The organism is Agarivorans sp. 1_MG-2023 (assembly GCF_030548385.1).
Lineage (GTDB): Bacteria > Pseudomonadota > Gammaproteobacteria > Enterobacterales > Celerinatantimonadaceae > Agarivorans.
Genome location: NZ_JAUOSJ010000002.1, coordinates 470,291 through 485,032, shown reverse-complemented (window position 1 = coordinate 485,032; position 14,742 = coordinate 470,291). Strand labels below are relative to the sequence as shown.

Here is a 14,742-nt window from a genome sequence, read left to right as displayed (position 1 = left end):
CGACCTTATTCTTCGTCGCCGAACCAACAAATCTGTCTGGCGGCCATAATCAGTTCGCCGGCTTTTTCTTCCGACAATTCTTCGATATCTTCTAACTCGTCAATGCCCTGCTCTGCAAGGTCTTCCAAGCTAATTACACCTTTACTAGCCAGTACAAACGCAAGGTGGCGTTCCATACCTTCTAGAGCAAGTAATTCTTCACTTGGTTCAGCATTATCTAAAGACTCTTCTTTAGCTAATGCTTCTGTAACGAGTGCTGCTTTAGCACGTTCGCGCAAGGCATTTACCATGTCTTCATCTAGACCTTCAATACTTAGTAACTCGTTAACCGGTACATAAGCAATTTCTTCTAGAGTGGTAAAACCTTCTTCCGCAAGTACTTCAGAGAACTCTTCATCAATATCTAAATATTGTACAAAAGTATCTACCGCTTTCTGTGCTTCAGCTTGATGCTTGCTATTAGCATCTTCAACGGTCATCACGTTAAGTTCCCAACCCGTTAGTTGAGAAGCAAGACGAACATTTTGACCATTGCGACCAATCGCTTGCGCTAAGTTGTCAGCTTCAACAGCAATGTCCATTGAATGACTATCTTCATCAACGATGATTGAGGCAACCTCAGCTGGTGCCATAGCGTTAATAGCAAACTGTGCTGGGTTATCGTCCCATAACACAATATCTACACGCTCATTGTCCAACTCACCCGATACAGCCTGAACACGCGCGCCGCGCATGCCCACACACGCACCAACAGGGTCGATACGGCGATCGTTACTTTTCACTGCGATTTTTGCACGAGAACCTGGGTCGCGGGCAGCCGCTTTAAGGTCAATCATTTCTTCAGCAATTTCTGGCACTTCAATGCGGAATAATTCAATCAGCATTTCAGGGCGAGTACGGCTCATAAACAGTTGAGCGCCACGCGCTTCGGGTTTAACTTCATAAAGTAAACCACGCACTCGATCACCTGGTCGGAATGCTTCACGGGGAAGCGATTCTTCGCGATGAATCACAGCTTCTGCGTTATTACCTAGGTCAACAATGATATTTTCACGGCTTACCTTTTTAACAACACCTGTTACTAGTTCGTTAACTTGATCGAAGTACTGCTCAACCACTTGAGCGCGCTCAGCTTCACGTACTTTTTGTACGATAACTTGCTTAGCAGTTTGTGTAGTAATACGGTCAAATACTACCGATTCAATTTGCTCTTCTACGTAATCACCAAGTTCTTTATCTGGTTCTTCGTATTGGGCAGCTTCTAAAGTAATTTCGCGATATGGGTTCTCAATCGCTTCTTGGTTTTCTACCACCATCCAACGACGGAACGTTTCAAAACTACCGTCCTTACGATCGATATCTACTCGAACTTCGATATCACCTTCATATTTTTTCTTGGTTGCAGTGGCTAAGGCGACTTCCATAGCTTCGAAAATCTTTTCGCGCGGCAACGCTTTTTCGTTAGATACCGCGTCAACAACCAACAAGACTTCTTTGTTCATTCCTGGCCCTCTTTAATCAAACTGGGGAACTAGATGCGCTTTTTGTACGTTACCCAGCGCGATCCGATGTTGTTCTTTGTCTACTGCAAGCACGACAGTGTCGTCTTCCACAGCAATAATTTCACCCTGCCATTTGCGGCGATTGTTTACCGGCATACGTACTTGCAAAAAAGCAATTTCGCCAATAAAACGTTGGTAGTGTTCCGCTTTAAAAAGGGGGCGTTCTAAACCAGGAGATGACACCTCAAGGTTATATTCGGTACTAATTGGATCTTCAACATCCAAAATAGCGCTAGCTTGTCGACTTACGTCGGCGCAATTATCCACGTTAATACCGTCTTCATGATCAATGAAGATACGTACAATGGAGTGCTTGCCAGCACTGACATATTCAATACCTACCAACTCAAATCCCAGCGCTTCAACCGCTGGAGTAAGCATGTCAGTTAGTCGTTGTTCTACAGTTGCCAAGGTTCCCCTCCAGAAACAAAAAAAGGGCGTAAAAGCCCAGTTCTAGCACCTAAGGTGCGGCGCGAAAATAACAAAAAGCCCCGAATGAAGCGGGGCTTTAAAATTTCTTAGCCTTTTACACTACCCATACCTAAGTATTTGATAGTTGGTTGCGGGAGCCGGATTTGAACCGACGACCTTCGGGTTATGAGCCCGACGAGCTACCAGACTGCTCCATCCCGCGTCCGATTGCCGAGGATTATAACAATCACTCTGACAGTATGCAAAAATAACTATTGGTGCCGAGAGCGGGACTTGAACCCGCACGTCCATAGGACACTACCCCCTCAAGGTAGCGTGTCTACCAATTCCACCACCTCGGCTAAAATTAGTTTGGTACGTCGCTACCTGGGCTAGCAGGTGATACTGGTACATCACCATCTTGGATAACTTGTTCTGCTGCAGGTTGCGATAAATCGCCCCACTCATCAACTTGTTGTGTTTGTTTGGCAGAGAGGTTGCCTAACACTAAGCTGATAACAATAAACAAGGTAGCAAAAATGGCCGTTGCTCTAGTTAGGAAGTTACCTGAACCAGAAGAACCAAACACAGTGTTTGACGCGCCAGAACCAAAAGATGCGCCCATGTCGGCACCTTTGCCTTGCTGAATTAACACTAAACCAATTAAGGTTAGCGCTACTACTAAATAAACTACTAATAAAATTTCGTACATTCTCTTTCACCTAAGTCTGGGTCGGCCTTTAATCCGACCGTCATTTAGTGAAACACAAGTCACCAAAGCGGGCGAGATATTAGCGAACCTCTGCGACTAATACAAGCGCCAGCTTCAAAAAACTTTTACTCTGTGTTCAACCGTTTAAATATTGTTCGCTTTAATCGCAAGCAACACGTACTGCTTCAGCAATATCGTTTGCACATTGTTCAACTAATGCGGAATCGGCACCTTCTACCATTACACGTAGCAATGGCTCTGTTCCTGACTTGCGCAATAAAACGCGACCAGAATCACCTAACTGCGCTTCGGCTTTTTGCTGGGCCATTTTGACCAAATCGCTACTCAGTGAATCTGATTCGCCTTTAAAACGAACGTTCACTAGCAACTGTGGGTATAAAGTCAGCTCGCTTAATAAACCGCGCAAACTTTGCTTTTGCGCCAACATAGCGGCTAGCACCTGTAATGCAGCAACAATACCATCGCCAGTGGTGGTATGTCCTAGGCAAATAATATGTCCAGAGTTCTCGCCACCGTAGCTCCAGCCTTTTTCAGAAAGCTGCTCCATAACGTAGCGGTCACCTACTTTTGCACGGCTAAATGGAATATCCATATCAGCAAATGCCTGCTCCAGCGCTAAGTTGCTCATTAACGTACCAACAACCCCACCACTTAGATGATGGCTTAATTTCGCATCTCGAGCCAAAATGTAGAGGATTTCGTCACCGTCAACTTGCACGCCGTGTTGATCTATCATCATCACGCGGTCGCCATCACCATCAAGAGCAATACCTAAGTCGGCTTTATGCTCTAACACTTGCTCAGCTAATAAGCCGGTATCGGTGGCACCACATTTCTCATTAATATTAAGCCCGTCTGGCTGATTACCAATCGCGATAACTTCAGCGCCTAACTCACTAAACACTTTAGGTGCGATATGGTAGGTAGCACCATGAGCACAATCGACTACTATTTTTAATCCAGCAAGGCTGAATTTGTTAGGAAATGTACTCTTACAGAACTCAATGTAACGACCTGCTGCGTCTTCGATGCGGCGGGCTTTACCTAAAGCCGCAGACTCTACACAGGTCATAGGGTTATCAAGCTCAGCTTCAATGGCCAGTTCTACGTCGTCAGGTAATTTAGTGCCGCCAGCTGAGAAAAACTTTATACCGTTGTCGTAGTAAGGGTTATGTGAGGCGCTGATTACAATGCCCGCTTCTGCGCGGAAAGTACGCGTCAAATAAGCGACTGCAGGGGTTGGCATAGGGCCAACAAAGCTAGCCTGAACACCCGCTGCCGAAAGCCCAGCTTCTAAAGCCGACTCCAACATATAACCAGAAATACGGGTGTCTTTACCAATCAACACTTTACGCGTTCCAGTACTCGACAATACCTTACCTGCAGCCCATCCTAGTTTTAATGCAAATTCGGGAGTGATTGGGTATTCACCCACCTTTCCACGAACACCATCCGTGCCAAAATATCGTCTTGTCATTACTTACTCATCTGTACTTTAGAAAAAATTGTTAGTGCATCTACCGTTTCTTTAACGTCATGCACACGAAATATGTGGGCTCCTTGTTGAGCCGCTAACACTGCGCCGGTAATACTTGCTGCTAATAGATTATCTGTCGATGTAGACAATAATTTACCGAACATGCTTTTACGCGACATGCCTGCCAATATGGGCAAACCTAACTGTTTAAACTCATTAAGTTGAGCTAACAGCTGAAAATTATGGTCAAGAGTTTTACCAAATCCAAAACCAGGGTCAACTATTATATTCGATTGGCAAATACCTGCCGCAACACAGCTCTCAACTCGCTGCTTTAGGTAAGTGATTACTTCGCTAATAACATCTTGGTATTCAGGATTTGCTTGCATAGTGCGCGGTAGCCCCTGCATGTGCATTAAACACACGGGTACGTTTAAGCTAGCGGCTACCTCTAAAGCACCGGGTTTGCTTAAAGCACAAACATCATTAATGATATCGGCACCGGCCATAACGGCCTGCAGCATCACTTCAGGTTTGTTGGTATCAATAGAAACTAAACACTCGAAGCGTTGCTTGATCTCTGAGATGAGATTCACGGTTCTATCTAACTCATCTTCAAGGCTTACCTCAGCGGCGCCAGGACGAGTCGATTCGCCACCAACATCTATAACATCAGCCCCTTCCTCTAGCATTTGCTCTACGCGCGCTAACGCCTGCTGACGAGCAAAATAGCTGCCACCATCTGAAAAAGAATCAGGAGTGATATTAAGAATGCCCATAATCACCGGTCGAGAAAACTGATGAGGACCAATATTGAATGCTTGAGTCATATTTTTTACTTACAAAAAAGCCCTGCAAGCAACTTACAGGGCTAATAAATTATTACCAATTACTGTGCTGGATCTTCACCTACAGTTTTTGGCTGTTCAGGTGTCTCAGCCTTTGGCTCATCGCCCTTGTCGTTAGACTCTGGCGGAGTACTTGGCTTATCTGAATCGTCCCAATCAGCAGGTGGACGCGGTGTTTTGCGTTCCATCAAGTCATCGATTTGCTTAGCATCAATAGTTTCGTACTTCATCAACGCATCTTTCATGGAATGTAATACATCCATATTTTCGTTGAGTAATGCTTCTGAGCGCTTGTAGTTACGGTCAATCACCGCACGAATTTCTAAATCAATAGCCTTAGCTGTATCGTCAGACATATGCTTAGTCTTAGCAGCGCTGCGACCTAAGAACACTTCGCCTTCTTCATCAGCGTACAGTAACGGTCCCATTGAGTCAGATAAGCCCCACTGGGTAACCATTTTACGTGCAATTTCAGTCGCGCGTTCAATGTCGTTACTCGCCCCTGTAGATACTTTCTCATCACCGTAAATAATGCGCTCAGCTAATCGACCACCGTAGAGACTCGAAATCATACTCTCTAGGTGTTGCTTGCTATGACTAACTCGATCTTGTTCAGGTAAGTACATCGTGACACCTAAAGCTCGACCCCGTGGAATGATACTTACTTTGTAAACAGGATCGTGCTCAGGCACCAAGCGCCCTACAATAGCATGACCCGCTTCATGGTAAGCAGTCATCTCTTTCTCAGCTTCAGTCATCACCATAGATTTACGCTCAGCGCCCATCATGATCTTGTCTTTAGCTTTTTCAAACTCTTCCATTGAAACAGTACGTTTGCTACCACGAGCAGCAAATAGCGCAGCTTCGTTTACTAGGTTAGCTAAATCAGCACCAGAGAAACCTGGAGTACCACGCGCAATAACTGCAGCATCTACGCCATCGCCTAGAGGAACTTTGCGCATATGCACTTTAAGAATCTGCTCTCGTCCGCGAATATCAGGCAGACCTACTGTTACTTGACGGTCAAAACGACCTGGGCGCAGTAAAGCTGGATCTAATACATCTGGGCGGTTCGTTGCAGCGATAACAATAATACCTTCGTTACCCTCAAAGCCGTCCATTTCTACGAGCATTTGGTTAAGAGTTTGCTCACGTTCGTCGTGACCACCACCTAAACCTGCGCCACGTTGGCGACCTACCGCATCAATTTCGTCGATGAATATAATACAAGGTGCCGACTTTTTAGCTTGCTCAAACATGTCGCGCACACGAGATGCACCCACACCCACAAACATTTCTACAAAATCAGAACCAGAGATAGTAAAGAACGGTACTTTAGCTTCACCAGCAATAGCTTTGGCTAATAGGGTTTTACCTGTACCTGGAGGGCCTACCATCAAAATACCAGTAGGGATTTTACCACCTAACTTTTGGAATTTAGTAGGGTCACGCAGATAATCAACCAGCTCACTGACTTCTTCTTTCGCTTCATCACAACCAGCAACATCAGCAAAAGTAGTTTTAATTTGGTCTTCGCTCATCAAGCGCGCTTTACTTTTACCAAATGACATTGCGCCTTTACCGCCACCGCCTTGCATCTGACGCATAAAGAAGATCCAAACACCAATCAGCAGTAGCATTGGGAACCACGAAATAAAGATAGAAGTTAACAAGCCTTGCTCTTCTGGCTGCTCACCCAATACCTTCACGTTGTGATTGATAAGATCGTTTAACAGGTCTTTATCATGCAGAGGAATGATTGTGCTGAACTGTTCACCAGTACGCTTGATGCCTCGAACATCTTGCCCACTGATTCTCACTTCGCGGATCTGTTCTTGATTCACTTCCTTAACAAAGGTGGAATAATCCATTTGCCGACCACTGTTTGAATCAGGGCTAAAGCTTTGGAATACAGACATCAAAACCACTGCTATTACTAGCCATAGAATCAGATTTTTTGCCATGTCACTCAAGACGTAAACCTCACCGGTTATATTTAAATAAGAATTATTAGCTAGCCTACTATAGTTTAAAGCCACTAGCCACTATATAGACTTCTCTAGAGCGAGCTCTAGAAGAGTCAGGTTTGCGTGTTTTTACGCTGGTAAACATAGAACGTACTTCTTGTAGGTATTGATCAAAACCTTCGCCTTGAAATACCTTAACGGCAAAACACCCTTTAGGTGCAAGTACTTCTCGACACATCTCTAATGCTAGTTCAACCAAGTACATTGCACGTGATTGATCAACATTATTGTTGCCGCTCATGTTTGGCGCCATATCAGACAGCACAACATCAACTTTTTTCTCGCCTACTCGCTCAAGCAAAGCGTTAAGTACATCTTCCTCACGGAAATCGCCACATAGAAAATCTACGCCCGCAATCGGATCCATTGGTAAAATGTCACACGCAATAACATGTCCGTCTAGACCCACCTGTTCTACACAGTATTGCGACCAACCACCCGGGGCGGCGCCTAAGTCCACAACTGTCATGCCAGGTTTAAGTAATTTGTCTTTATTTTGAATTTCTTCAATTTTAAATACAGCGCGCGAACGCAGACCTAGCTTTTGCGCTTTTTGTACATAGTGGTCGTCGAAATGTTCAGTTAACCAGCGTTTAGAACTGGCTGTATGTTTTTTATTGGTCACAAATTGTTTCCACTATAGTTACAAAACCACACGGTATGTTGATTATAAAATAGTATTAAGACTTAGATGGCGCTAGAATGTGCTTTTTTCAACCCCGAGTAAGCAGAAAGTTTCATGCAACTGACTAACAAACAAAAACAACACCTGAAATCCTTGGCTCATAACCTAAAGCCAGTTGTGATGCTTGGGTCTAATGGGCTAACCGAAGGGATTTTGGCAGAAATAGAGCTGGCCTTAGAGCACCATGAATTAATCAAGGTGAAAATTGCCACTGACGATAGAGAAATGAAGCAATTAATTGCAGACACTATTGTAAGTAAAGCAGAGGCAGCAAAAGTTCAAGTGATTGGACATATCTTGGTCATTTACCGCCCTAGCGACGCTAAGAAAATCGAACTACCAAGAAAATAAAAAAAGCGGCTTTAGCCGCTTTTTTTTAACTCATTATTCTTAAACAGCTAACGCAACACTTTGATAAGGCTCTGGCTGAGGCTCTTCATTTCCCCCACCATACTTGGCATAAAACTCGGCAATCGCTAATTGTTGATTAACTTGCTTTTGCTGCTCTAAGTTACTGTTTATGCTTTCTAAGGCTTTGTAGCTAACGGGATTGCTCCCACTATTTTTAGAGTCGTTTCCGGTAGCGCTAGTGTAATAAGTATCGAGTAAATTCTGCTGGTGATTCACCGCCGACACACCCACTACAGCATTACGCTTAGCATCAATCTCTGCTTGCTGTTTTTGCTGATAACTGGCTACTTCACCGCCAACATACAAGCGAGCATTACGTTGTTCTTCAGGGCTTAATTGGTCATATTCGTCAGAAATCTTATCGACAATATCACCATAATTGGGACTGCTTTGAGAGGAAGTAACTGAACTAGTTGACGAGGTACTAGGCTGCGGATATTGGTAGACCGAGCTTGAGTTGACTTGCATTGACATTAATTCACCTCTAAATCAGTTGAAAAGCAACCAATCCTTGGCGAACTTCTGCACTATAACAAATGCTTAGCGCGTGTACAATTAATAAGCTAGATATCTACAATAAGTCAAATGAATAACTTAGGTCTGCATCGATTAAGCAGTAAATAACTCCCTGCTCACCGGTAAATTAAGAATTTACCGCCATAAAAGCATCTAACTTCATATCTTTAACCAGGACACAGTCCATACCTGCGTTATGCGCAGCTTGTAGGCCAAATGGCGTATCTTCAAATACCAAGCAACGTTGCGGAGCAACACCTAGTTGTTTAGCCACTTGAAGAAAGGTATCAGGCTCGGGCTTATGGGCTTGCACATCTTCAGCACAAACCATCGCTTCAAAGTATTGAGCCAAATCTAAGTTGCTAATAATTCTCTGCATGTTTACTCGCTCTGCACCCGTGCCTAAGCCAAGCTTTTTAGTTTGTTGAAACTCTGCTAGCAATTGACAGCTCGCATCGATGCGGGACACTTTCTGCCACAAAGCATCAAACCCTGCACGCTTATCTTGAAGCAGACGCTCTCCATCAATATTCACCTTAAAGTGCTGTTGATACTGATCAGCAATTTTTAAGGTCGGCATTCCACCACGCTGGGCAACAAAATCAATATGCACTGGCAGCTGCTGCTTAAGCAAGGCTTGCTCCCAAGCGGACAAATGCGCAGGCATGGAGTCTACTAGGGTGCCATCCATATCGAAAATTAAGGCATCGTATTTAGCGTAATCAATGGTTAACACAAACTTTCTCCCATAAAAAACGCAGCCTTATAGCTGCGTTTTTTGAATGACTTAAATACTAGATGTATTCAACGCCAGTAATTTCGTATTCTACTTCGCCACCCGGTGTGGATACCGTCACTTCATCTTCAACACTTTTGCCTATAAGCCCGCGAGCAATTGGAGAATTCACCGAGATGCGGTTTTGCTTAATATCGGCTTCGTCATCGCCCACGATGGCGTAGGTGACTTCTTTATCGGTGTCCAAATTTAGCAAATTCACAGTGGCGCCAAAGATCACTTTGCCCACATTGTTAATTTTGGTTACGTCGATAACCTGCACGTTACTCAACTTGCCTTCGATGTCTTGAATTCGACCTTCACAAAAGCCTTGCTGCTCACGAGCGGCATGATATTCAGCATTTTCTTTTAAATCGCCATGCTCACGCGCTATCGCAATATCTTCAATAATTTTAGGTCTAACAACTGTCTTTAAGTGTTCTAGCTCTTCGCGTAATAGCGTTTCGCCGCGCACCGTCATAGGAACTGGTTTCATATCTACTAACTCAATCAAACTGAAAAAACAGAAAAAAATTTGGCTGTCGAAGACAGCCAAATTTCCTTGTACTAATAATTGCAGTGTAACGCTATTTCACGCTGCGGTGAAGATCTTCACCGCTTTAGGCGCAACAATAGTCACCGATTAGATGATACGTTTATGCAATTCTTGAACAGATGTCACAGTACCGCGGTCATCAGCTGTGTGTGCTTGGCAAGTTGCAAATGCACCATTTAAGGTAGTGGTGTAGTTCACTTTTTGCGCTAAGGCTGCACGACGTAACTGACGAGAATCTTCAATAGATTTGCGCCCTTCGGTAGTGTTAATCACGTAGCTATACTCGCCATTTTTCAAACGGTCGAGAATATGTGGACGCCCTTCATGCACCTTATTAACTAAGCGAGGATTAATCCCTGCTTCGCCAAGGGCAACTGCTGTGCCGTGTGTAGCATCTAGCTCATAGCCAAGCTCTAGTAATTTACCAGCAAGCTCCGCTACACGTTTCTTGTCTGAGTTACGCACTGATAACAGTACGCGACCACTTTTAGGGCCATCGTTACCAATACCTAATTCAGCTTTTGCGTAAGCTTCTGCAAAAGTATCACCTACGCCCATCGCTTCGCCCGTAGAGCGCATTTCTGGGCCTAAGATAGGGTCTACACCGTGGAACTTGTTAAATGGCAGTACCACTTCTTTCACAGAGTAGAATGGTGGGATGACTTCTTTAGTAATTCCCTGCTCAGCCAAAGAAACACCCGCCATTACCCGCGCGGCTACTTTTGCGATGGGTACGCCAGTGGCTTTAGATACAAACGGTACAGTACGTGCAGCACGTGGGTTAACTTCGATAAGGTAAATCTCATCGTCTTTAACCGCAAACTGGGTATTCATTAAGCCAATTACACCAAGCTCAAGAGCCAGCGCGCGAACTTGTTCACGCATGCGGTCTTGAATTTGTGGGCTCAAGGTATAAGCCGGTAATGAACACGCAGAATCACCTGAGTGAACACCTGCTTGCTCGATATGCTCCATAATGCCGCCAATCACTACATCTTTGCCATCACAGATGGCATCAATGTCAATTTCAACTGCATCGTTTAAGAAACTATCAAGCAGTACTGGTGAATCATTAGATACACTTACTGCTTCTTTAAAGTAACGGCGTAGGTCAATTTCGTCGTAGACGATTTCCATCGCCCGGCCGCCCAATACATAAGATGGGCGAACAACTAATGGATAACCGATGCGCTCAGCAGAGATAACCGCTTCTTCGGTAGTGGTAACCGTGTCATTTTCTGGCTGTTTAAGCTTCAAGCGGTCTACAGCTAGCTGGAAACGCTCACGGTCTTCGGCGCGGTCAATCGCATCTGGTGAGGTACCAATAATTGGCACACCAGCCGCTTCTAGTTCGCGCGCTAACTTAAGTGGCGTTTGACCACCATATTGAACAATTACACCGGTAGGCTGTTCAACACGTACAATTTCTAATACGTCTTCCAGCGTAACTGGCTCAAAGTACAAGCGGTCTGAGGTATCGTAATCGGTAGAGACCGTCTCAGGGTTACAGTTAACCATAATGGTTTCGTAACCGTCTTCACGCATAGCGAGTGCCGCATGAACACAACAATAATCAAACTCAATACCTTGGCCAATACGGTTAGGACCGCCGCCTAGCACCATGATTTTTTTGTTATTCGATGGCTTCGCTTCACACTCTTCATCGTAAGTTGAATACATGTAAGCGGTATCGGTAGCAAATTCTGCAGCACAGGTATCTACGCGCTTGTAAACGGGTAACACTTCTAAACGATGGCGCAGTTTACGCAACTCTTTTTCAGACACGCCCGTTAGCTTAGCTAAACGCGCGTCAGCAAAACCTTTGCGCTTAAGTTTACGCATCATTACTGCGTCTAAACTAGCAACGCCATCTTTAGCAACTTGCTGCTCAAGTAAGATGATGTCTTCGATTTGTACCAAGAACCAACGATCGATATTCGTTAAACCAAAGATATCTTCTACGCTCATGCCGGCACGGAATGCATCAGCAATGTACCAAATACGATCACAACCTACGTTTTGTAGTTCGTGACGAATGGTTTCCATGGCGTCAGGGGCATTTAAGTCAACGATAGGGTCAAAGCCATCAACACCTACTTCTAAGCCACGCAAGGCTTTTTGTAGAGACTCTTGTTGGTTACGACCAATCGCCATTACTTCGCCTACAGACTTCATTTGCGTGGTTAAGCGGTCGTTAGCACCAGCAAACTTTTCGAAGTTAAAGCGAGGGATTTTGGTTACAACATAGTCGATTGAAGGCTCAAACGATGCAGGTGTTTGGCCACCCGTAATATCGTTTTGCAGTTCATCAAGGGTGAAACCTACAGCCAGCTTCGCAGCAATTTTAGCGATTGGGAAACCGGTAGCTTTAGAAGCAAGCGCAGATGAACGCGATACACGCGGGTTCATCTCAATAATCACCATACGGCCAGTATTTGGACAAATACCAAACTGTACGTTTGAACCGCCAGTTTCTACACCAATCTCACGCAAAACAGCCAAAGAGGCGTTACGCATTAACTGGTATTCTTTATCTGACAAAGTTTGAGCTGGTGCTACTGTGATTGAGTCACCAGTGTGCACACCCATAGGGTCGAAGTTTTCAATGGCACATACAATGATGCAGTTGTCGTTTTTATCACGAACCACTTCCATCTCGTATTCTTTCCAGCCAATTAAGCTTTCATCAATCAGCAATTCACTGGTTGGCGAAAGATCTAAACCGCGAGTACAAATTTCATCGAATTCTTCTTTGTTATAAGCTATACCGCCACCGGTGCCACCCATAGTGAAAGAAGGACGAATAATACAGGGAAAGCCAACTTCGTCTAATACGCTGTAAGCTTCTTCCATTGTGTGTGCAATACCGGCATTTGGACATGCCAAACCGATACTTTTCATGGCTTTATCGAAACGGCTACGGTCTTCGGCTTTATCAATTGCGTCAGCGGTAGCGCCAATCATTTCAACATTGTATTTTTCTAGTACGCCTTTGCTTTCTAGTTCAAGTGCACAGTTTAATGCTGTTTGACCGCCCATGGTCGGTAATACGGCGTCTGGGCGTTCTTTTTCAATAATGCGCTCAACCACTTCCCAGTGAATAGGTTCGATGTATGTAGCATCGGCCATTTCAGGATCAGTCATGATGGTAGCGGGGTTAGAGTTAACCAAAATAACTCGGTAACCCTCTTCGCGTAGCGCCTTACAAGCCTGAGCGCCAGAGTAATCAAACTCACAAGCTTGGCCGATGACAATTGGGCCTGCGCCCAATATTAAAATACTTTTTATATCATTACGTTTTGGCATAAGTTCTGCTGCTCTCTACCTACGCTTGGCCGTTAAGGCGCTGCTCGATTAATTCAATGAAATGGTCAAACAATGGTGCTGCATCGTGCGGACCTGGGCTCGCTTCAGGGTGCCCCTGGAAGCTAAACGCTGGCTTATCGGTGCGATGAATACCCTGTAAGCTCTGGTCGAACAATGAGAAGTGAGTCATTGTAAGGTTTTCAGGCAAGGTCTTTTCATCAACAGCAAAACCATGGTTTTGCGCAGTAATCATTACCCGGTTGTGTTCAATATCTTTAACCGGATGGTTACCACCATGATGACCAAATTTCATTTTTACTGTTTTAGCGCCACTGGCTAAAGCAAGAATTTGATGGCCTAAACAAATACCGAATACTGGAATATCAGTTTCTAAGAAAGTTTTCACTGCAGCAATGGCATAATCACATGGTTCTGGATCACCAGGTCCATTTGATAAGAAGATACCATCTGGTTTAAGTGCTAGTACTTCTTCAGCTGGTGTTTGTGCAGGAACAACCGTAAGTTTACAACCTCTGTCCACTAACATACGTAAAATATTACGTTTAACACCGAAATCGTAAGCAACCACGTGAAACTTACTGTCTTCACTGTCGGCCGGTAAGCCGTCAACCAAATCCCAGCTACCTTGCTTCCATGTATAGGCTTCTTTAGTGGTAACTTCTTTAGCTAAATCCATGCCTTTAAGGCCAGGGAATCCTTTAGCAGAAGCCAAGGCTAGAGCCTCATCTAAGTCATCACCCGCTACTACACAACCAGCTTGCGCGCCCTTCTCTCGAAGTATGCGGGTTAGCTTGCGGGTATCGATGTCAGCAATACCAACTACGTTACGCGACTCTAGGTATTCACTTAAGCTTTGTTGACTACGGAAGTTACTCGCAACCAAAGGCAAATCTCGAATCACCAAACCACAAGCGTGGATAGTATTCGATTCTTCATCTTCGGGGGTCGTACCATAGTTACCAATATGTGGGTAAGTGAGGGTGACTATTTGGCGAGCATATGAGGGGTCAGTTAAAATTTCTTGGTATCCAGTCATCGAAGTATTAAAAACGACTTCTCCAACGGCGGAACCATTGGCTCCGATTGCGGTTCCACGGAACACGGTACCGTCTTCTAATACCAGCAGCGCTGATTTGCTCAAGGCAACCTCCTAACAAAGAACTGTCGACACGACAAAGTTGAACTAAGGTTAAAATTTAGTCCAATACGATAAAAATTTGGCAAATTCCGCGGATTATAGAAGAGATATTAAGAAAGGTCTATCAATTTTTATACAAACTTATAAAAACAGGCTGTTAAGAAGAAATTAATACAATAAGCCGCAAAATAGAATGTTTTGACATATAGGTAACTGCTAGAGGTTTAAATTAACTACAAAGCCTATCAGTACTCATAATCTCTAAATAAAAAAGCC

At 44.4% G+C, this 14,742-nt stretch carries 13 protein-coding genes and 2 tRNA genes; 1 reads left to right on the top strand and 14 read right to left on the bottom strand.

From position 1 onward, the window contains the following. Positions 1 to 5: 5 nt before the first annotated feature. The 9 genes from nusA to rlmE form a co-directional block, all read right to left on the bottom strand. Positions 6 to 1,502, bottom strand: coding sequence for a transcription termination factor NusA (nusA, locus tag Q4592_RS04250; protein WP_137675436.1), 1,497 nt, complete (start codon positions 1,500 to 1,502; stop codon positions 6 to 8). 12 nt (positions 1,503 to 1,514) lie between these two features. Then, on the bottom strand, positions 1,515 to 1,973 hold the full coding sequence (gene rimP, locus Q4592_RS04245) for a ribosome maturation factor RimP (protein ID WP_137675437.1): 459 nt from the start codon (positions 1,971 to 1,973) through the stop codon (positions 1,515 to 1,517). 146 nt (positions 1,974 to 2,119) lie between these two features. After that, positions 2,120 to 2,196, bottom strand: a tRNA-Met gene (locus Q4592_RS04240). 53 nt (positions 2,197 to 2,249) lie between these two features. After that, a tRNA-Leu gene (locus tag Q4592_RS04235) sits at positions 2,250 to 2,335 on the bottom strand. Between the two features lie 5 nt (positions 2,336 to 2,340). Continuing rightward, positions 2,341 to 2,685, bottom strand: a complete 345-nt coding sequence (gene secG / locus Q4592_RS04230; RefSeq protein ID WP_137675438.1) for a preprotein translocase subunit SecG — start codon at positions 2,683 to 2,685, stop codon at positions 2,341 to 2,343. A gap of 160 nt (positions 2,686 to 2,845) precedes the next feature. Then, a complete protein-coding gene (glmM, locus tag Q4592_RS04225) occupies positions 2,846 to 4,183 on the bottom strand; it encodes a phosphoglucosamine mutase (RefSeq protein ID WP_303510154.1) in 1,338 nt (445 codons plus the stop codon). Then, entirely contained in the window at positions 4,183 to 5,013 is an 831-nt protein-coding gene (folP, locus tag Q4592_RS04220; protein WP_303510152.1) for a dihydropteroate synthase, read from the bottom strand. The genes glmM and folP overlap by 1 nt, the downstream gene beginning before the upstream one ends. A gap of 59 nt (positions 5,014 to 5,072) precedes the next feature. Next, on the bottom strand, positions 5,073 to 7,004 hold the full coding sequence (ftsH, locus tag Q4592_RS04215) for an ATP-dependent zinc metalloprotease FtsH (protein ID WP_303510149.1): 1,932 nt from the start codon (positions 7,002 to 7,004) through the stop codon (positions 5,073 to 5,075). 49 nt (positions 7,005 to 7,053) lie between these two features. Further along, complete coding sequence (gene rlmE, locus Q4592_RS04210) at positions 7,054 to 7,683, bottom strand: 23S rRNA (uridine(2552)-2'-O)-methyltransferase RlmE (protein ID WP_137675442.1); 630 nt, start codon at positions 7,681 to 7,683, stop codon at positions 7,054 to 7,056. 114 nt (positions 7,684 to 7,797) lie between these two features. Here rlmE and yhbY point away from each other — a divergent pair, with 114 nt between their 5' ends. Then, positions 7,798 to 8,094 (top strand): ribosome assembly RNA-binding protein YhbY, encoded by a 297-nt coding sequence (gene yhbY, locus Q4592_RS04205; RefSeq protein WP_137675443.1) that lies wholly within the window; start codon positions 7,798 to 7,800, stop codon positions 8,092 to 8,094. Between the two features lie 39 nt (positions 8,095 to 8,133). Here the strand turns inward: yhbY and Q4592_RS04200 are convergent, their stop codons facing one another. The 5 genes from Q4592_RS04200 to carA form a co-directional block, all read right to left on the bottom strand. Continuing rightward, complete coding sequence (locus Q4592_RS04200; RefSeq protein WP_303510144.1) at positions 8,134 to 8,628, bottom strand: hypothetical protein; 495 nt, start codon at positions 8,626 to 8,628, stop codon at positions 8,134 to 8,136. A gap of 169 nt (positions 8,629 to 8,797) precedes the next feature. Next, entirely contained in the window at positions 8,798 to 9,406 is a 609-nt protein-coding gene (locus Q4592_RS04195) for an HAD family phosphatase (RefSeq protein WP_303510141.1), read from the bottom strand. A 58-nt stretch (positions 9,407 to 9,464) separates the two neighbouring features. Continuing rightward, the gene (greA, locus tag Q4592_RS04190) at positions 9,465 to 9,941 is read right to left on the bottom strand and encodes a transcription elongation factor GreA (protein WP_137675238.1); all 477 of its coding nucleotides are present in this window, start codon (positions 9,939 to 9,941) and stop codon (positions 9,465 to 9,467) included. Between the two features lie 147 nt (positions 9,942 to 10,088). After that, positions 10,089 to 13,307: a carbamoyl-phosphate synthase large subunit gene (carB, locus tag Q4592_RS04185; RefSeq protein ID WP_137675239.1), complete on the bottom strand. Its 3,219-nt coding sequence runs from the start codon at positions 13,305 to 13,307 to the stop codon at positions 10,089 to 10,091. A 19-nt stretch (positions 13,308 to 13,326) separates the two neighbouring features. Continuing rightward, on the bottom strand, positions 13,327 to 14,469 hold the full coding sequence (gene carA, locus Q4592_RS04180) for a glutamine-hydrolyzing carbamoyl-phosphate synthase small subunit (RefSeq protein ID WP_303510134.1): 1,143 nt from the start codon (positions 14,467 to 14,469) through the stop codon (positions 13,327 to 13,329). Positions 14,470 to 14,742: the final 273 nt, after the last annotated feature.